Annotated in this window: 16 protein-coding genes; 3 read left to right on the top strand and 13 right to left on the bottom strand. The window is 41.5% G+C overall.

The window, feature by feature from the left end; genetic code table 11:
- Position 1: 1 nt before the first annotated feature.
- Entirely contained in the window at positions 2–1,456 is a 1,455-nt protein-coding gene (locus tag KSX81_RS04140; protein WP_004301785.1) for a glycoside hydrolase family 57 protein, read from the top strand.
- 224 nt (positions 1,457–1,680) lie between these two features.
- Here KSX81_RS04140 and KSX81_RS04135 read toward each other — a convergent pair whose 3' ends face one another.
- Positions 1,681–3,387 (bottom strand): DUF4270 domain-containing protein, encoded by a 1,707-nt coding sequence (locus tag KSX81_RS04135; RefSeq protein ID WP_004301786.1) that lies wholly within the window; start codon positions 3,385–3,387, stop codon positions 1,681–1,683.
- Positions 3,388–3,407: 20 nt separating this feature from the next.
- Positions 3,408–4,241, bottom strand: coding sequence for a glycogen/starch synthase (locus tag KSX81_RS04130; RefSeq protein ID WP_004301787.1), 834 nt, complete (start codon positions 4,239–4,241; stop codon positions 3,408–3,410).
- 142 nt (positions 4,242–4,383) lie between these two features.
- Between KSX81_RS04130 and panC the strand changes: the two genes are divergently transcribed.
- Together panC and panD are read left to right on the top strand one after the other, a co-directional pair.
- Positions 4,384–5,229 carry a pantoate--beta-alanine ligase gene (gene panC, locus KSX81_RS04125; protein WP_004301788.1) on the top strand — a complete coding sequence of 282 codons (846 nt, stop codon included), beginning with the start codon at positions 4,384–4,386 and terminating at the stop codon, positions 5,227–5,229.
- 18 nt (positions 5,230–5,247) lie between these two features.
- Positions 5,248–5,601: an aspartate 1-decarboxylase gene (panD, locus tag KSX81_RS04120; RefSeq protein WP_004301789.1), complete on the top strand. Its 354-nt coding sequence runs from the start codon at positions 5,248–5,250 to the stop codon at positions 5,599–5,601.
- A gap of 210 nt (positions 5,602–5,811) precedes the next feature.
- Here panD and KSX81_RS04115 read toward each other — a convergent pair whose 3' ends face one another.
- The 11 genes from KSX81_RS04115 to kdsA all read right to left on the bottom strand — a co-directional run bounded on the left by KSX81_RS04115 (position 5,812) and on the right by kdsA (position 18,792).
- A complete protein-coding gene (locus KSX81_RS04115) occupies positions 5,812–8,112 on the bottom strand; it encodes a bifunctional dihydroorotate dehydrogenase B NAD binding subunit/NADPH-dependent glutamate synthase (RefSeq protein ID WP_004301790.1) in 2,301 nt (766 codons plus the stop codon).
- 158 nt (positions 8,113–8,270) lie between these two features.
- Positions 8,271–9,545, bottom strand: a complete 1,275-nt coding sequence (serS, locus tag KSX81_RS04110) for a serine--tRNA ligase (protein WP_004301791.1) — start codon at positions 9,543–9,545, stop codon at positions 8,271–8,273.
- A 230-nt stretch (positions 9,546–9,775) separates the two neighbouring features.
- Positions 9,776–10,039 (bottom strand): 50S ribosomal protein L27, encoded by a 264-nt coding sequence (gene rpmA, locus KSX81_RS04105; protein WP_004301792.1) that lies wholly within the window; start codon positions 10,037–10,039, stop codon positions 9,776–9,778.
- A gap of 21 nt (positions 10,040–10,060) precedes the next feature.
- On the bottom strand, positions 10,061–10,378 hold the full coding sequence (rplU, locus tag KSX81_RS04100; RefSeq protein ID WP_004316691.1) for a 50S ribosomal protein L21: 318 nt from the start codon (positions 10,376–10,378) through the stop codon (positions 10,061–10,063).
- A 194-nt stretch (positions 10,379–10,572) separates the two neighbouring features.
- Positions 10,573–11,211 carry an HAD-IA family hydrolase gene (locus KSX81_RS04095; RefSeq protein ID WP_004301795.1) on the bottom strand — a complete coding sequence of 213 codons (639 nt, stop codon included), beginning with the start codon at positions 11,209–11,211 and terminating at the stop codon, positions 10,573–10,575.
- A gap of 38 nt (positions 11,212–11,249) precedes the next feature.
- Positions 11,250–12,134, bottom strand: a complete 885-nt coding sequence (locus tag KSX81_RS04090) for a TraB/GumN family protein (RefSeq protein ID WP_004301796.1) — start codon at positions 12,132–12,134, stop codon at positions 11,250–11,252.
- Between the two features lie 26 nt (positions 12,135–12,160).
- Positions 12,161–12,784, bottom strand: coding sequence for a C40 family peptidase (locus tag KSX81_RS04085; RefSeq protein WP_004301797.1), 624 nt, complete (start codon positions 12,782–12,784; stop codon positions 12,161–12,163).
- A 25-nt stretch (positions 12,785–12,809) separates the two neighbouring features.
- Positions 12,810–13,517, bottom strand: coding sequence for an ABC transporter ATP-binding protein (locus KSX81_RS04080; protein WP_004301798.1), 708 nt, complete (start codon positions 13,515–13,517; stop codon positions 12,810–12,812).
- Positions 13,518–13,555: 38 nt separating this feature from the next.
- Positions 13,556–15,049 (bottom strand): DUF5687 family protein, encoded by a 1,494-nt coding sequence (locus tag KSX81_RS04075; protein ID WP_004301799.1) that lies wholly within the window; start codon positions 15,047–15,049, stop codon positions 13,556–13,558.
- Between the two features lie 23 nt (positions 15,050–15,072).
- Entirely contained in the window at positions 15,073–17,910 is a 2,838-nt protein-coding gene (locus tag KSX81_RS04070; RefSeq protein WP_217725752.1) for a M16 family metallopeptidase, read from the bottom strand.
- An 81-nt stretch (positions 17,911–17,991) separates the two neighbouring features.
- Entirely contained in the window at positions 17,992–18,792 is an 801-nt protein-coding gene (gene kdsA / locus KSX81_RS04065; RefSeq protein ID WP_004301801.1) for a 3-deoxy-8-phosphooctulonate synthase, read from the bottom strand.
- Between the last annotated feature and the right edge of the window lie 27 nt (positions 18,793–18,819).

Here is an 18,819-nt window from a genome sequence, read left to right as displayed (position 1 = left end):
AATGAGAACTATCTGTCTTTATTTTGAAATACATCAAATTATCCATTTGAAACGTTATCGTTTCTTCGATATTGGTAATGACCATTATTATTACGATGACTATGCGAATGAAACGGGTATGAATGAGGTTGCTGAACGTTCGTATATTCCTGCTCTCAATGCTTTAATTGAGATGGTGAAAAACTCGGGTGGTGCTTTTAAAGTAGCGCTTTCTATCTCGGGGGTAGCTTTGGAACAATTGGAAATTCATGCTCCGGCAGTCATTGATTTATTGCACCAGTTGAATGAAACAGGATGTTGTGAGTTTTTGTGTGAACCTTATTCACATGGTTTGTCTTCACTTGCCAACGAGGATTGCTTCCGCGAAGAAGTGCTTCGTCAACGTGATAAGATGAAACAGATGTTTGGTAAAGAACCGAAAGTATTCCGCAACTCTAGTCTGATTTATTCTGATGAAATTGGTGGCTTGGTAGCTTCTATGGGCTTCAAGGGGATGTTGACGGAAGGGGCTAAACATATCTTGGGATGGAAGAGTCCGCATTATGTTTATCACTGTAATCAAGCTCCCAGTCTTAAGCTTTTGTTGAGGGATTTCAAACTTTCTGACGACATCAGCTTGCGCTTCTCCAATTCGGATTGGGCTGAATATCCTTTGTTTGCCGATAAATATATTAATTGGATTGATGTATTGCCGCAAGAGGAACAAGTGATTAATATCTTCATGGAATTGAGCTCGCTTGGTATGGCTCAACCATTGTCTTCTAATATTCTTGAATTCTTGAAAGCGTTGCCGGAATGTGCAAAGGCTAAGGGAATCACTTTCTCTACACCGACAGAAATTGTAACGAAACTGAAATCGGTGTCACAGCTTGATGTCGCATATCCGATGTCATGGGTTGATGAGGAAAGAGATACTAGTTGTTGGCTGGGTAATGTTATGCAACGCGAGGCTTTCAATAAATTGTATAGTGTAGCTGAACGTGTTCATTTGTGTGACGACCGCCGTATCAAGCAGGATTGGGATTATTTGCAAGCTAGCAATAACTTCCGTTTCATGACGACGAAGAATAATGGTATGTGGTTGAATCGCGGAATCTATGATTCTCCTTATGATGCTTTCACCAACTATATGAATATTCTAGGTGACTTTATCAAACGGGTAGATGCACTATATCCTGCTGATGTAGACAGCGAAGAATTAAATTCTTTGTTGACTACAATTAAGAACCAGGGGGATGAGATTACCGAGTTAGAAAAAGAAGTGGCTAAATGGCAGGCAAAAGCAGAAGCGGCAAAGAAAACGACAGTCAAAAAGGCTGCTGATGCTAAAGAACCGGTAATAAAAGAAAAAGCTGTTGCTAAATCAAAACCTGCTGCAAAGAAAGCTGAAGTTAAGAAAGCAGCTGCGGAACCGAAGAAGACTACAGGTAAAGCTAAAAAGGTTGCTGCTAAATAAGGAGTATAAGATTGTTATATATGGAACCGTGGGTGAGATAAAAGGCACTCACGGTTTTTTATGATAGAGATTTTAAGGGATTTCAATGAATGTCTTTTTTTGTATAATACAAAGAGTGAAATTTACCTTGGCAGTTTTCATCTGAATATATATCTATAAAACAATAGCACAGATTACTCTAATGTAACCTGTGCTATTATTTTATAGATTATCTTACTTGTCTTTTATTTCGATTTTGTTCCGAAGTTTGTAGAGACAACTTCAAGTTTGAGTAAATACTCTGGATATGAAGGGTTGCCTTGAGCATCTTGTATACTTCCTTTGCTACCTCCTTTTAAACGTGCATAACCAGGTTTCAGGTCATGTTGTATGCTAATAACATTGCTCGAAGAACCATAATAGCTATTACTTGAAGAAGAATCTGTGGTTACAAGTACTGGAATAAGTATGAATTTGTTCCAATCACTATATTTTTCCCATTCTTCAATATTATGAACCTCTTTAGATTCTGTTTTGCCTTCGGAGTTAGTTATTTGGAGAGTTATCGTACCATTCTTGAGTTTCTTTTCTGCTTCTTCTCTTTCTCCATCTCCTAAACAATTATTTATCATTTGAGTGATATTGTTGAATGTATATTGGGTAAAGCTAGTTGTAGTAGAAGTAAATAGAGATGAAGTTATACCATCGCTAAGTTGATTACCTTTGAAGAAACTATCTTTATACTTTTTACGTATTAATAAAACGTTATTAGGAGTAGACATGCCAAACTTCTTATCACTGGTTTCATTATAGATAGGAATTCCTAATTTTACCGCATTCAAAGTGTCTCCTTGAAGCTTTTCTGCTATTTGACTAACAGGGAGAGTTAACTGAGTAAAGATTCCAGCTGGACTTTTTAAGTAAGTCCATTCAGATTTATTGATGCAATTTTGAATGGCTGCTTTATCATTCTCTAACTGGTTTGCTTGAATAACTTCACGAGTGGTAGCGAACGTACGATATCCATAGTAAGTAGAGTCTTTATATACTCCATTTTCAGCTACTTTCTTTTGCAATTTAACACCAGTAATTGTATCAACAGCATAGCATTTATATACTACGTTCATCTGAGCTTGATTTATATAAAGTACCGTACCATCACCATAATCACTCTTCACATAAATTCCCTTAAAAATCTTCCTAAACTCTTTATTGTCAAGATTGACACCTAACTCATTGGCTTTTTTTATAATCTCTTTACCAATTTCCTTGGCAGCTTCGTCTCTGAAAGAAACATGAACACTAGGGACATATGTACTAAGATTACGAATAGAGTCTTTTACTGAAAGATCGACTGCTGTATAAGCTTTCGTGCCTAATAAGCTATTAGGATCTGCGTGATCGTAGTAGTTTTCCGGATTAATATTTGTATAGTAGGCATGTTCAGTATCTAAGTTCTCGCTCAATTCATAGACACTCAAACGACAAGCTGTTAATGAATCTCCAAAGTAACTGCTATACCATAAATAAAGTTCGATAGTGTGGATGTTACCAATGATTTTATTGTTGTCATCACGTATGAATGTGACATCTTTATTATCTTCATTATCATCCCCTACCATTACGCGGGTAGCTTTCTTCTTTTCGTCCAAAGCAGTACCATCATATACTCCAGGGAATGTCATTCCTGACGGACAGTTGAGTTCTGCCAAGAAGCCTGCCTGATAAGTTCCAAATATTTCATCAGTGAACTTACCTACATACCCCACATTAGTCATTGCATAAATCTCACCGGCATGAACGGATTCGGTAGTTACATCAAATGTAGATAGCTTTCCATTGATATTTTGGTCGCTTCCCGGAAACATTCCCAATCCCAGTCCGGCAGTGTTGTCATCACAACCCCAAAAGGTGATTGCCAGTAAAGCTATTAAGGCGTATTTTGCTTTCATGATCGTCGTATCTTGATTTTTTATTCTTCTTCGTTTGCAGTGGCTTCCCATACTTGATCGTAGAACTCGTTGCAGGCATCTGCATAGTTTTCCGGGTTCTGGTAGTCAAGTACCAATTTGCCAGATTGGCGGGCATATTCAATAATAGACTCGTCTACCTTTTCACTGTTTTGTATTACTCCGTCCGAATAGTCAACAGCGAGTTTGCAAAGAGCGGCGTAGTCTACCGGTTCCTTCAAATCACCTAAATCTTTCTTAGTAATACCTTTCAGCATCAGTTTTGTTGCGAAATCGTCGCTAAGTGTACTCTTGAAATCATCTTCATAAACAGAGAATACCACTTTAGCGTCGCGGAAAGAAGGTTCGTCTTTATAGGCTTTCTTAATATAAAGAGGAGCTAAAGCTGTCATCCAGCCATGACAGTGAATGACATCAGGACACCAGCGAAGCTTTTTCACTGTTTCCAATACACCGCGTGCATAGAAAACGGCACGGCTATCGTTATCATCATATTCTATACCATTTTCATCCGTTGTCTGCATACGATTCTGGAAATAATCGTCGTTATCGATGAAATATACCTGCATGCGTGCGGATTGGATAGAAGCAACTTTTATAATCAAGGGGTGGTCAGTATCGTCGATAATCAGGTTCATACCAGAGAGGCGGATCACTTCGTGCAGTTGATTTCTGCGCTCATTGATATTTCCCCATTTGGGCATAAAGGTTCTGATTTCACGGCCTTTTTCTTGTATTGCCTGTGGAAGGTTTCTACCTATATTGGCCATTTCGGATTCTGAAACGTAAGGTGTAATCTCTTGAGTAATAAATAAAACTTTATTCGCCTTTGTCATAATAACAATAGTTCACTATAATATTCTGCAAAGATACGAAAAAAAAGACACATTAAATAAGATATTCTTTCTTTATGTGGCAAATATTAGTTTATTTTGCAGAGTTTTTGCAAACGAGTAAAACATAAACCAATTGACGAAAATGAAAGTAGTGCACACTATCAAGGACTTACAGGCAGAATTGACTGCCCTAAGAGCCCAAGGTAAAAAGGTGGGACTGGTTCCTACAATGGGTGCTTTACATGCGGGACATGCATCTCTGGTAAAGCGCAGCGTAAGTGAGAATGGTGTAACTGTTGTGAGTGTTTTTGTGAATCCCACACAGTTTAACGATAAAAATGACTTGGAGAAATATCCGCGTACATTGGATGCAGATTGCCGTTTGTTGGAAGAATGCGGGGCGGATTTCGCTTTTTCTCCTTCAGTTAGCGAAATGTATCCGGAACCGGATACCCGTCAATTTAGCTATGCACCATTGGATACGGTGATGGAAGGAGCTTTCCGTCCGGGACATTTTAACGGTGTTTGCCAAATTGTCAGCAAGCTATTTGATGCTGTACAGCCGGATCGTGCATATTTCGGAGAGAAAGACTTCCAGCAGTTAGCGATTATTCGTGAGATGGTTCGACAATTGAAATATAACCTTGAAATTGTAGGTTGTTCAATTGTACGTGAGGAAGACGGACTGGCATTGAGTAGCCGGAACAAACGTTTATCTGCAGAAGAACGTGAAAATGCTTTAAATATTTCTCGCACCTTATTTAAAAGTCGTAACTTTGCAGCCACTCATACAGTGAGCGAGACGCAAAAGATGGTTGAAGATGCGATTGAAGCCGCTCCGGGTTTGCGTATGGAGTATTTTGAGATCGTAGACGGAAACACATTGCAGAAAATTAGCAATTGGGAAGATACTTCCTATGCAGTAGGATGCATCACAGTGTTCTGTGGAGAGGTCCGGCTGATCGATAACATTAAATATAAAGAATAACTAAAAAGACGAAACCTTATGATGATTGAAGTGTTGAAGTCGAAAATTCATTGTGCACGTGTCACGGAGGCAAATCTGAACTACATGGGTAGTATCACGATTGATGAAGACCTGCTGGATGCTGCAAACATGATTCCGGGAGAGAAAGTGTATATCGCTGATAATAACAACGGTGAACGCTTTGAAACCTACATTATCAAAGGTGAACGCGGTTCGGGCAAAATTTGTCTGAATGGTGCTGCTGCCCGCAAGGTGCAACCCGATGATATTGTGATAATCATGTCCTATGCATTGATGGATTTTGAGGAAGCCAAGTCGTTTAAACCGGCTGTAATTTTCCCTGATCCTGCGACGAACAAAGTAGTAAAGTAGAAAGTATCTTTGATATTTGAAATAAGAAAAGCCCCGTTTACATTTTGTAAACGGGGCTTTTCTTATTCTACTTTTTATGCTGGGGGTGATCGATGTTCTACCCACGTGTGAGTTGGTTTTAGCCCACCTCTCGATAAACTTCCGCCCACGTGTCAGATGTAGTTATCCCACGTGTTAGGGAAGTTTAGCCCGGGTGTTAATAAGCGGCAGTTAGTTGCCGGCGTTTGTTTTCAGTTGCTCATTCATAGCAGCGGCAGCTTTACGGCCATCACCCATCGCCAGAATTACGGTAGCTCCACCGCGAACGATGTCACCACCTGCGTAAATCATTGGGATAGAAGATTCCATGTTGTCATTTACTGCGATAGTTCCTTTTCGTCCTAATTCCAGTCCTTTGATAGAGCTTGGAACAATCGGGTTGGGAGATACCCCAACGCTGACAATGGCCAGGTCTATATCGATTGTTTCTGTTGCTCCCGGGATGGCTACAGGACTACGACGTCCGGAAGCATCTGGTTCGCCTAATTCCATCTTTTGCAGAATAACCTGTTTTACGCAACCTTGTTCATCAGCAATATATTCGATAGGATTATGCAGAGTGAGGAATTCAACTCCTTCTTCTTTGGCGTGTTTTACTTCTTCGATACGTGCAGGCATTTCTTCTTCCGAACGACGATAGATAATAATAGCACGTTCAGCGCCAAGACGTTTTGCCGTACGGACAGAGTCCATAGCTGTGTTACCGCCGCCGATTACTGCCACATTCTTACCGAAAGCTACCGGAGTGTCCGAATCTTCGCTGGCGGCATCCATCAAATTGACACGGGTGAGGTATTCATTTGAAGACATGATATTGATAGAGTTCTCTCCCGGGATATTCATAAAGTTTGGCAGTCCGGCACCGGAAGCCACGAATATTCCTTTGAAACCTTCCGCTTTCAAGTCTTCTACACCGATAGTCTTTCCTACAATACAGTCTTTGATGAAGTTAACGCCCATCTTACCGAGATTGTCGATTTCTACGTCTACAATCTTGTTTGGCAAACGGAATTCGGGGATACCGTATTTCAATACACCGCCAATTTCATGCAACGCTTCGAATACAGTTACATCATATCCATATTTAGCCATATCTCCGGCAAATGCCAATCCTGCAGGTCCTGAACCGATAACAGCTATTTTGATGCCGTTTTTCTCTGCAATGACAGGTACGGAGATTTGTCCGCTTTCACGTTCATAATCAGCAGCAAAACGTTCCAAATAACCGATAGCTACCGGCTTTTCATTCATTTTCAGATGAATACATTTTGATTCGCACTGTTTTTCTTGTGGGCACACACGACCGCAAACTGCAGGGAGCGCACTTGTTTCTTTCAATGTTTTAGCAGCTTCGAGGAATTCGCCGCGTTCGATATTCTTAATGAAGCGGGGAATATCAATGCCTACCGGACAACCTTCCATACATCCCGGATTAGCACAGTCGAGACAGCGTTTCGCTTCTGTAACAGCCTGTTCCGCTGTTAATCCTTGATTAACTTCCTCTTTACGGCTGTGTGAACGGTATTCAGCATCGAGTTCATTCATCTCTACACGAGGAATAGCCGTACGTTCTTTTGGCTTCATGGATTTACGTAATTCCTGTCTCCAAGCAGCATTACGACTTTTTTCATCTATTTCTTTGGTTGCTTCACATTCCGATTCCAGCTTATGCATTTCTTCGCGTTCGATATTCTTGAACGCACCCATACGTTTCAGCATTTCGTCGAAATTCACTTGGTGACCGTCGAATTCCGGACCATCTACACAAACGAATTTAGTCTTTCCTCCTACAGTGATACGGCAAGCACCGCACATACCTGTTCCGTCCACCATGATCGTATTTAGCGAAACATCTGTCGGAATTTCATATTTTTTAGTCAGCAAGCAAACGAATTTCATCATGATGGCAGGGCCAATAGCGAAACATTTGTCTACTTTCTCACGTTTGATAACTTCTTCTACACCTTCTGTCACCAGACCTTTCCGGCCGTAAGAACCGTCATCCGTCATGATAATTACTTCGTCAGAGCTTTCACGCATTTCTTTTTCCAAGATGATAAGATCTTTATTGCGTCCAGCCAATACAGTGATAACACGGTTACCGGCAGCCTTCAAAGCCTGTACGATAGGAAGCATCGGAGCCACACCTACACCACCACCAGCGCAGATTACTGTTCCGAATTTTTCTATATGGGTAGCTTGTCCGAGTGGGCCTACTACGTCAGTGATATAATCGCCTTCATTCAGCTCGCAGAGACGGGTAGAAGAAAGCCCGACTTCCTGCACTACCAGAGTAATGGTGCCCTTTTTCAGGTCGGAACCTGCGATAGTCAATGGCATACGTTCTCCTTTTTCGCCTACACGTACGATGACGAAGTGTCCGGCCTTACGAGATTTAGCAATTAAAGGAGCTTCAATTTCAAATTTGAATACTTTCTCAGAAAAGCGTTCCTTGCTAATGATTTTGTTCATTATCTAATTAATTTGTTGTTTTTATTACGTAACTGCTATCAGAATGATATAAATTTTGGCAAAGATACAGCTTATTTGCGAAATATAAAAGAAAAGCCACTCTTTTGATGAGTGGCTCTTTATATAAGGGTGCTTTTATTAGTCTGTCAGATCAAGTCTTAGTCTATCATGTCGAAGCCGCAGTACGGAACCAATGCTTTCGGAATTCTAATGCCTTCCGGAGTCTGGTTGTTTTCGAGTAGGGCAGCAACGATACGTGGCAGTGCTAATGCTGAACCGTTCAGTGTGTGGCAGAGTTCGGTTTTCTTTTCTGCATTACGGTAACGGCATTTCAGACGATTGGCCTGATAGGTATCGAAATTGGATACGGAACTTACTTCCAACCAGCGTTTCTGTGCCTCTGAATATACTTCGAAGTCGAAACAAAGGGCAGCAGTGAAACTCATATCACCACCACAGAGGCGGAGGATACGATATGGAAGTTCCAGTTTTTGCAACAGACCTTCTACGTGGTCGAGCATTTCCTGATGAGATTGTTTGGAGTGTTCCGGTTTGTCAATGCGAACCAATTCTACTTTGGAGAATTCGTGCAGACGATTCAGTCCGCGCACATCTTTACCATAGGAACCAGCTTCACGACGGAAACATTGTGTATAGGCGCAATTCATGATTGGCAACTGTTTTTCTTCCAAAATTACATCACGGTAGATGTTGGTTACAGGTACTTCTGCTGTCGGGATCAGATATAAATCATCTACTTCGCAATGATACATTTGTCCTTCTTTGTCAGGAAGCTGTCCTGTGCCATAGCCGGAAGCAGCGTTAACTACTGTCGGTGGCATGATTTCAGTATATCCGGATTTGCGTGCTTCGTCCAGGAAGAAGTTGATAAGAGCGCGTTGAAGTTGTGCGCCTTTACCTTTATATACGGGGAAACCTGCACCTGTGATTTTTACACCCAGGTCGAAGTCTATTAAATCATATTTCTTAGCCAGTTCCCAGTGGGGGAGTGCATCTTTAGGAAGTTCAGTTTCCATACCTCCCATTTTTTCCACTACGTTATCTTCAGCGCCTACACCTTCGGGTACACTGTCGTAAGGAATGTTGGGGATGGTATAAAGTACATTCTGCATATCTGTTGCAGCCTGTGTCATAGCGGCGTCTAGTTCTTTGTTACCTTCTTTTAGTTCGGCAACGCGGGCACGTGCAGTTTCAGCTTCCTCTTTCTTGCCTTCTTTCATCAGTTGACCGATGGTGCGTGAAAGCGAGTTAACCTCTGCCAGATTCTTATCTAATTCATTTTGTGTGCTACGTCTCTTGTCGTTAAGAGCGATCACTTGGTCGATCGTTTCCTTTGCATTTTTGAAATGCTTCTTTTCCAGTCCGCGGAGTACCGCCTCTGTGTTTTCTGTAATTTGTTTAATGGTAAGCATATCTATACTTTTTATGAACTTTCTTATTTAAGGCTACAAAGATAAAGAAAAAACGAATAATCGAGCAAGTATATGTGTATTATCTGATACATATATGCATATCAAGTACACATTTTATGAGGGAAATCTTAGTTAGGTGCTGATACAATGAAGTGAATTAGACATAAAAAGAAAGGAGATGTAATCCATTGGATTACATCTCCTTCTCTTAAATATTTTCAGTTGTGCAATTATGCCTCAGTAGCAGGAACAACAGAAACATATCTTCTGTCTTCTTTGCCAACTTTGAAGCTAACTGTACCATCTACTAAAGCGAAAAGAGTGTGGTCTTTACCCATTCCGATGTTTTCACCCGGGTGGAATTCAGTACCTCTTTGACGAACGATGATGTTACCTGCTTTGCAAGCTTCGCCACCAAATATCTTAACGCCTAATCTTTTACTTTGTGATTCGCGGCCGTTCTTAGAACTACCGACACCTTTCTTATGTGCCATTTCTTCTTACTTTTTAATTGATTAAGCTACTACTTCTGTAATTGTTAATTCAGTGAACTGTTGACGGTGACCGTTCAGTTTTCTGTGTCCTTTTCTTCTTTTCTTGTGGAAAACAAGAACTTTGTCGCCTTTAACCAAGTTTGAAACAACCTGGCAAACAACTTTAGCGCCTTCTACGGTAGGAGCACCTACTGTTACGTTTCCGTCTTTGTCTACCAAAAGAACTTTTTCAAATTCTACTGTTGAACCGTTTTCTGCACCTTCGATGTGGTGAACGAACAACTTTTGACCAGCTTCTGCTTTAAATTGCTGACCGTTAATCTCTACAATTGCGTACATCTTATATATAAATGTATAAGTTAGCTCCGGCGGGTGGTCTTTAATCACTTAAAGAACTCTTTATCGAACCCGTTGCGGAATAATCGGGCACAAAAGTACTATTTTTATTCGTTCCCGACAAATATTTCTTTTATTTTTTATAGGAGATAAAATGATTACGGCAAATAAATGAGCATTTTAGCTCTCATTGTAGCCTATTGGACTAATTCTCCTAAATTCTGCATAATGATTTTGTGTGGATAAACACGAAGTTCCTCTGCCGTTGTCATTCCGTTCAGCACACCTGCAAAATCGACTCCTGCATTCTGCGCTGTTTCGGCATCTACGGTGCTATCTCCAATATACAATGTCTCTTCGGGGCTACTTCCCAGATGTTCTAATGCAAATTTAACTCCTTCCGGCGAAGGTTTCGGTGCTTTTACATCTTCTCCTCCCACTACTATATCAAGAAAATCCTTAGGCAGATATTCTTCCAGATAACTCAATATCCGGAAACGATACTTGGTAGAGATAATTCCGACGCGGGCACCCCGTTTCTTCAATTCTTTCAGCGTAGACAATGTGTCGGGAAAAAGACGGGTATTTACATTCATGTGTACATCAGCTTCCAGTCTGTACTCCTGCCGGAAGGCCTCCAGCTGTGCCGGGTCGGTAATTCCGGTAAGGATACTGAATGATTCTTCCAATGTTTTGCCGATTGTACGCTTGATAGCTTCATCAGTAACGGTTAAATACTGATGCCGGGTAAGCACAATTCTGAAACACTTAACGATACCACGCGACGAATCGGCTAGTGTGTAGTCGAAATCGAATAAATAGGTTTTGTAGTTCATTGGGGAAAACTTTTCCGCAAAAGTACTAAATACTTTTCTTATTTCACAGCTTCTACCGTGTATCCTTGTCTTTTTAGTAAGTTTAATAATCCTTTTTCTCCGGGGAGGTGCAGGGCGCCTACTGCAACAAAAGTCGGGGCAGCCTTCATGATTGCCGGTAGTTTTTCAGCCCATGCTTTATTACGGTTGTAAATCATAGCATCTTCTTCGCCGGGAAGTGCGTCACATTGATCGCCTTTACGCTCTTCGCTGATTTTAAGCATGGTGTTCAGATCTTGGTTCATGTAGGCGTTTGTGAGCTTCTTCAGGTTTTCTACTTCAGTCTCTATATGGTTAAGAGTGCACATTAATAGTTGTGCTTGCCGTTGTAGTGAACTGCCATTGAAAAGCAGGTTGAATTGGAATTCTGCAGTTTCCAGTCCGTCCACCTTTTTTCCGTTTTGGATGGCTTGGCTCTGAAAGAATGTGTCGAGTTGCTCTTGCGGGTTGAATTTCCCTATATGTTTTACGTAAGCCATTACCACTACATTATTTAATAAGAAGGCAGGTTTTAGCTTCGGAGCCATATTTAAATCTACCATCAGGTTTTCTTTGCAGAATTTATTAACAGTCTCAAAGTCTTTCGGAGAAAGGAGAGAGTTCAGCGTGGTATCACTTTCAATCATCATTGCCTTTTGCATCTTTTCCATGGTGGCAGGCGATTGCATTTCCGACATTTTCATCTCTCCATATACTTGTTGAGTTTCATTCATAGCCTTTTTAAGTCCGGCAATGCTATCCATGATGCTGAACGGTGCCAGATGGTGAGTGCCTATGATATAGGAAGGTTGGTTCAGTCCGTTGCCGGACACTTTCCATAAAAGCTGTGCATTGGCGCTGAATGCCACGCAAATAAATAGAACTGCTCCGATGAATGATTTCATAATTTTATATCATTAGAAGTTGATAATTAACGTATCCTGCCGCCGCTTATCCAGTGTTTGGTATAATAGTTCTCGTTCAAGTTGCTGACGATCACTCCTTTACTGGTGCTGGAATGAATAAACTTACCGTTTTTGAGGTAAATGCCTACATGAGCTACTTTATTTTTTGAACGACTGCTGGTGAAGAATACCAAGTCTCCTTCCCGGAGATTCCGTTTGGCGACTTTATTACTTTCTTTTTTTAGATCTTCCGTGTTACGCGGCACTTGGGTGCGGTATACCTTACGGTACACTTGATAAACTAATCCCGAACAGTCGGCTCCTCGTTTCGAATCACCTCCACCACGATAGGGAACCCCTATCCAGTCGGCTGCTTCCAGATAGAGCTTATGGTTATCCTCCATATTAATATCTACCCCCAACAATATAGAAGCTCGCGCCAATGCTTGATAATCCAGCCGGGGCGCGGAAGTGCGGCAGGAACTAAGGCTGGCAACCAGTCCTAATAAAAGGATGAATTGCAGGAAGTATCTTTTCTTTCTATCAGGTTTCTTTATACTAGACTTATGGGTATCAGACTTTTCTGTTATATATCTCATCATAATTAGTTTATGCAATAATTTTGGTAAGGATGAATACTTACCATTCATTATTTTATCATTCCCTATTTACCGTTTACTCTTCTTCTACATTAAAATAATCCTCCAGTTCTTTCTCTGCGGAGTTGTCCTCGTTGATAATATCCCGGATGATGACACCGTGTTCCAATAAAGCGATCCTCGGACATACATCTACGGTATGATTGAGGTTGTGACTGGATATAATAACTGTAGCTTGATGCTCCTCATTATATTTCTTGAGCAGATGTTTGATGATAGACTGAGAACTTGGATCGAGGAAGTTGAACGGTTCGTCCAGTATCAGTAATTGCGGGTAATGAAGCATGGCAGAAATAATTCCGATCTTTTGCTTATTACCTGCGGAGTAGTTGCGGATTAGCTTCTTGTGCCCGATCACTTCTCCACTCATAAAACGTTCGAAAGGAATCAGACGTTCGTCCACTTCTTCTTTCTTTAGTCCGTACATCTTTCCGATGAAATAGAAATATTCTTCCGGAGTGAGATAATCAATCAGAAAACCATCGTCAATGAAAGCACCGGTAATGCTTTTCCAGTCTTCGCTTTGGCTGACATCAATATCATTAATAATCACCTTACCATCATCTGCTTTTAGCAGATCCAGCATGATTCGGAAGAGAGTTGTTTTACCGGCACCATTGTTTCCCACCAATCCGAGCATATCGCCTTGATTGATTTCGTAGTGTTCTATGTCTACGGCAATCTTCTCACCGAAATTCTTTTTAAGTTTGTCAATGATAATCATGATCTTCAATGTTTATATGGTTAATGATTCATGAGCGTTTATTGGCGGCTGTCTCTGAAGCCTTCCATGTTTTCGTATCGCCGTTTCATGAAACGATGATATACATTTTTAATCCATAAAGGAGAAGTCAGGGTAAATCCGAGACCGACAACTAACAGAATTATGTAAGTGATTGTTTCACCTAAAAATGCATTTAATAGACTGTATAAGATGAGAGGCACACCGAAAGCAGCGAAATTAACCACCATCTGTATAGCGCTATTCGTTTGCCGGCTTGCCACTTTCTCGTTTAAGGGTACCGTCTGTTTGTTGTAGACAGCCAGTTGGAAAAAACAGAAATAAATAAAGCCGATGGTATAGAAAAACCAGGCAAAGGCGCCCAGTAAAGTGAGTTTATTCATGATGATGGCGGGAATCATGAGTATGAAAGGTATGATTTCGCCAATGCTGTATGTGTAATATTTGGCTTTCAGCAGACTCATAATTGATTCTTTACGAGACATCAGGCCATCAATGTAATTACCTTCGAATGACATAATCTGTGAAAGGATAATCATTCCGAATACGGCAAAGTTGTATACACAAATGAAAGAAGTCATGAAATTGCCGTCGTAAACACTGGAAAAGCTAAGTGCAACGGAGAAAGCTACCACTACAATCGCGATATTGCGCAATGCACCTTTGCAGCGGCGGTTGCGTAAAAGCATTTTCAGTTCCAGCCTCATATATTCGCCAACTTCCCCGTAGCGTTCGAAGAATTTATATTCGGAGACATGTTTAATCTGGCTATCTTCTACTTTTGCCAGCTCTGCATAGATAAGTCCGGACATGATCTTGCGGTTAATCAGCCATAAAATGGCAATCACAAGTATGGTGCCGAGAAAATAGAGAATGTTGCCCTGTATATATCCGTCTCCCAGATCCATGAAGAAATAGAAGAGAGGACTATCTTCGGGAATGAAAAGAAGGCAGCCTATTCCACCGTAGAAAGCGATAGGTAATAGAATCCACCAAATATGTTCGTTGATAAGAGTGCGGCAAAGCAAGTACCAGTAATTATTGGCAATAATCAATAGCAAGATACCGATAAGATAGGTGATGACACCGGGGATACCGAAAAACTTGGTAATAGTGATGAAGGAAAAAGGGACAAACAGAAACAACCAGAACAGGTTGAACAGGCTTAGTCCCGAGCGGATTAGTAAGAAGTCGATGACACGAACTCGTTTAACCGGCAGCAGGAGGTAAGGTTTTACCTCCTGCGTCGGTGTTTTTTGAAACGGAACACGCAACAGAAAGTCTAGTGCCAGGATAAAGATCAGAACCACTGCGTTCATCACATGATATGGTTCCCGGTTGGGAACCATATCAGAAAATCCGAACGCGAACGTCGTACCGAAGAATATCAGGTAACCGGCCCAGAATGCGCCCATGACATAACCGAGTATTTTAGCAACTTTGTTCTTTTCATACATCGGATGCCGTTTGGCGGCAAGCCTTCCATGTTTGCGTAATTCGTTGAATATCATCATTCAGTAGATATACTAGAGAATTTTTATTTGTTTTCTTCCGGCACGGTCATGATGACTTGAATTTCGTTGTTCTGTTTCAGCAATTTGGCGAGGAAGTCTTGCACTTCTTTCGCTGTGATGCTGTTGACCAACTTTTCATAGTCTTTTGTATTATCCACACCCGTGTAGAGGTATTCGTCCATATTATTAAGCCAGTAGCCGTTTTCTTTCTGGGCGTCTTTATACTTCTTCAGCATATATTCTTTGATCTTCTGCATGTGTTCGGCAGACGGACCTTCTTTTGCCATTTTGTGAAGTTGTTCTACAACAACAGCAGACAATTTATCTTTCTTGGCAGGGTCAGTTTGGAATACAATCTGAAGAACAAGTTCCTCTTTCGGGTATTTACCAAGACTTCCGTTACAGCTTACACCGTATGTACCTCCTTCTTTTTCACGGATTTCAGCAGTGTAAACCAAATCCAGAGCCTGATCTAAGAAGCTGAGCAGGACATTGTTGCGCAAGTCATATTTGCAAGTGCCGCTATAAAGGAACATGATGGTAGCCATCGGAGTTTCCTGTGCCTTTGCAAATACATTTTTGATCTCTCCCTTGCGGATATCCATCTTGTTATCTTTGAAAGTCTCTTTACGGTTGATAGATGGCAGACCTCCCAGATATTTAGCGATTAACGGTTTCATTGTAGCCAAGTCTACGTTTCCTACCAGGAAGAAAGTGAAGTCACTTGCATCTTTGTAGCGGTCTTTGTACATTTCAAGAATACGGTCATAGTCGATCTGGTCTACCATGTTTTCTTTCATTCTGATAGCACGTGGATGGTGGCCGTATAGTACGCTTGTAATAGTGTCGCTGAAAGCAGTCATCGGGTTAGCGTCCGCATTTTGAAGTTCAGCTTTCAGACGGTTCTTGTAAGATTCGAATGCTTCATTATCCTTACGCGGAGATGTGAAAGTCAGATAAGTAAGCTGCATCATTGTCTCAAAGTCTTTCGGAGCACAGCTACCGGAAACTGTTTCCGTAGTGTTGCCGATACCCGCACCTACGTTTGCACGTTTGCCGGCTAAAGCTTTACCCAGATCCACTTTGCTGAAATTACCGATTCCACCTACCAGAGCTACTCCGTTTAATTGAGAGATATTGATAATTTCTTCGTTCGGGAATACGCTGGTACCACCGAGGCTTACACCTTTCATTACAATCTGGTCAGCCTTGAAATCAGTTGGCTTCACATATACGGTTACGCCGTTGGAAAGTACCAACTTAGTCGTACCATAGATTTCACCAGCTTTTTCAGAAACAATCTTGCCACCTTTAATATCTTCAGAGATTAGCGGTTCGTTAGAAACTTTATCTTCATAAGGTTTCAGATCGAATGACTTCATTTGTTTCAATAAAGCAGCAATTTCTTCTTTAGTAGGGTATTTTGCTCCTTCTTTTTCCGGACCGGCCAGCAAAACCACCTGATTGTTGTCAGTGATTAGTTGTTGCATCACCTGATTGACAGCTTCTACAGGGATATTCGGAGCCAGTTTGTTTACCAGTGTATATTCAACTTCGATTCCCGGAATCGGTTCTTTTTCAAGGAAATTGTTAACGTATTCGTTGACGTAAGAACCACTTTTAGTCTTTTCACGTTCGTTGTAAGCAGATTCTACGGCTTGCAGATAGTTGGCGCGTGCGCGTTCATATTCTGATGCGGTAAATCCGAAGCGGCGTGCACGTTCAGCTTCTTCCAAAACTGTTTTCATTGCTAAATCGATACCGTCTATTTTGCTGCTTGCATCAAGTGCGAGGGCTTCTTTAGTCTTGGCAAGGAAATAGTTTCCATATTCTGCGCTTGCACTAGTGAAAGGAGGATTAGCAGTTTGGCGGAGTTCGTTCAAACGATTGTTCAGCATATTCATAGCCATGCTGACCATATACTGAGTAGCATAATAAGCAATGGTATTTTTCAAAGAATCCGGTGTAGCGTCTTGTTTGAAGAAGATGTTCACATAAGGATTCTTCACTTCCTTGTCTGTACCGATATAGATCAGCGGTTCCTGATTATCTGCCACTGGATAGTAGATACGTTCGGCCGGGTTTACCGGAGCTTTTACATCTGCGAATACTTTTTTCAGTTTGGCTTCAATTTCATCTACATTGATATCACCTACAATAACGATTCCTTGCAAGTCCGGGCGATACCATTTCGCATAATAATCGCGGATATCCTGATAAGGGAAGTTGTTGATAACATCAATACTTCCGATAGGCATACAGTCTGAATATTTAGAATCCGGATACAGAGTAGACTGTGCATCAGTCATGATGCGAAGCATACCACTGTTGCGGCTTCTCCATTCTTCGCGGATAACGCCACGCTCTTTGTCAATTTCCTTGTCGGCAAGGTTGATAGCGCTCGACCAGTCGTGAAGGATCAGCAGACAAGAGTCTACCACGTTTATATTTTCAGTCGGTACGTTGCTGATATTGTACACCGTCTGGTCGACACTGGTATATGCGTTCAGGTTCGTGCCGAATTTGATACCTTTTGTTTCACACCAGGGCACGATGCCAAGTCCGGTTTCATCACTTGGGAAGTGCTTTGTTCCGTTGAAAGCCATGTGCTCCAAAAAGTGAGCCAGACCACGTTGTTGCGGTTCCTCAAGAATGGAACCTACTTTCTGGGCGATGTAGAATTCAACTCGTTTTTCGGGAAGGGCGTTGTGGCGAATGTAATAAGTAAGCCCGTTGTCTAGTTTACCGATGCGAACATTTTTGTCCACAGGTAATTCTTGCATGGGTTGTGCAAGTACGAGCTGGAAATTGCAGCATATAAAAAGGACTGCAATAAATAATCCACGTAATAAATGTTTCATGTTCTATTTAGTTTAAATAAATATTTCTGTGTTATTTGTCGTTGTGCTTGGTTGTAAATCACAAATAGACAGGGAAAAGAGTTATTTTATAGCTTCCCGTATCCTGACTAGCTTAGTTAACAGTCCTTCCAGAAGGTCTAACTTTAACATATTGGCACCATCGCTTTTGGCTACGGCAGGGTTTTCATGTGTTTCGATGAATATTCCGTCGGCACCTACGGCGATACCTGCTTTGGCGACAGTCTCTATCAACTGCGGCATTCCTCCCGTTACCCCACTGGTTTGGTTGGGTTGCTGCAAGGAGTGAGTGACATCCAGAATCACCGGATAGCCAAATGACTGCATTTCGGGGATACCACGGTAGTCTACAACAAGATCTTGATAGCCGAAAGTTGTTCCACGTTCGGTAAGCATCACATTCTTGTTTCCGACTTCCACCACTTTGTCGGCAGCAAACTGCATTGCCTGCGGTGAAAGGAACTGTCCTTTCTTGATGTTAATCGTTTTTCCGGTTTTGGCTGCGGCAACCAACAAGTCGGTCTGGCGACAAAGAAAAGCTGGGATTTGAAGTATGTCCACGTATTCGGCTGCCATTGCAGCTTCATCTGCAGTATGGATATCGGTTACGGTGGGGATTCCGAAAGTCTCATGTACCTTTCTCAATACTTTGAGTGCTTTCTCATCGCCAATGCCGGTAAACGAATCCAGACGTGAGCGGTTTGCCTTACGGTAAGAACCTTTGAATACATAAGGTATTTGCAGTGCTTCGGTGATCTTTACTACTCGTTCGGCAATGCGCATTGCCATTTCTTCACCTTCTATCACACACGGACCGGCCAACAGGAAAAAGTTGCCGGCGGGGTTGTTCTTAAGTTCTATCATTTTATTATTTACCAATTACAAATTATC

It is taken from the genome of Bacteroides sp. MSK.18.37 (genome assembly GCF_019129155.2).
Classification (GTDB): domain Bacteria; phylum Bacteroidota; class Bacteroidia; order Bacteroidales; family Bacteroidaceae; genus Bacteroides; species Bacteroides ovatus.
The sequence above is the reverse complement of the archived record's forward strand: the minus strand, read 5'-3'. Positions and strand labels throughout refer to the sequence as shown.

Bases quoted from the DNA above. Each gene is read 5' to 3' on its own strand.
- KSX81_RS04075 (WP_004301799.1), bottom strand. From the start codon at position 15,049: ATGATGATATTCAACGAATTACGCAAACATGGAAGGCTTGCCGCCAAA.
- rplU (WP_004316691.1), bottom strand. From the start codon at position 10,378: ATGTACGCAATTGTAGAGATTAACGGTCAGCAATTTAAAGCAGAAGCT.
- KSX81_RS04130 (WP_004301787.1), bottom strand. From the start codon at position 4,241: ATGACAAAGGCGAATAAAGTTTTATTTATTACTCAAGAGATTACACCT.
- KSX81_RS04140 (WP_004301785.1), top strand. From the start codon at position 2: ATGAGAACTATCTGTCTTTATTTTGAAATACATCAAATTATCCATTTG.
- kdsA (WP_004301801.1), bottom strand. From the start codon at position 18,792: ATGATAGAACTTAAGAACAACCCCGCCGGCAACTTTTTCCTGTTGGCC.
- rpmA (WP_004301792.1), bottom strand. From the start codon at position 10,039: ATGGCACATAAGAAAGGTGTCGGTAGTTCTAAGAACGGCCGCGAATCA.
- KSX81_RS04115 (WP_004301790.1), bottom strand. From the start codon at position 8,112: ATGAACAAAATCATTAGCAAGGAACGCTTTTCTGAGAAAGTATTCAAA.
- KSX81_RS04085 (WP_004301797.1), bottom strand. From the start codon at position 12,784: ATGAATGGTAAGTATTCATCCTTACCAAAATTATTGCATAAACTAATT.
- KSX81_RS04135 (WP_004301786.1), bottom strand. From the start codon at position 3,387: ATGAAAGCAAAATACGCCTTAATAGCTTTACTGGCAATCACCTTTTGG.
- panD (WP_004301789.1), top strand. From the start codon at position 5,248: ATGATGATTGAAGTGTTGAAGTCGAAAATTCATTGTGCACGTGTCACG.
- serS (WP_004301791.1), bottom strand. From the start codon at position 9,545: ATGCTTACCATTAAACAAATTACAGAAAACACAGAGGCGGTACTCCGC.
- panC (WP_004301788.1), top strand. From the start codon at position 4,384: ATGAAAGTAGTGCACACTATCAAGGACTTACAGGCAGAATTGACTGCC.
- KSX81_RS04070 (WP_217725752.1), bottom strand. From the start codon at position 17,910: ATGAAACATTTATTACGTGGATTATTTATTGCAGTCCTTTTTATATGC.
- KSX81_RS04090 (WP_004301796.1), bottom strand. From the start codon at position 12,134: ATGAAATCATTCATCGGAGCAGTTCTATTTATTTGCGTGGCATTCAGC.
- KSX81_RS04095 (WP_004301795.1), bottom strand. From the start codon at position 11,211: ATGAACTACAAAACCTATTTATTCGATTTCGACTACACACTAGCCGAT.
- KSX81_RS04080 (WP_004301798.1), bottom strand. From the start codon at position 13,517: ATGATTATCATTGACAAACTTAAAAAGAATTTCGGTGAGAAGATTGCC.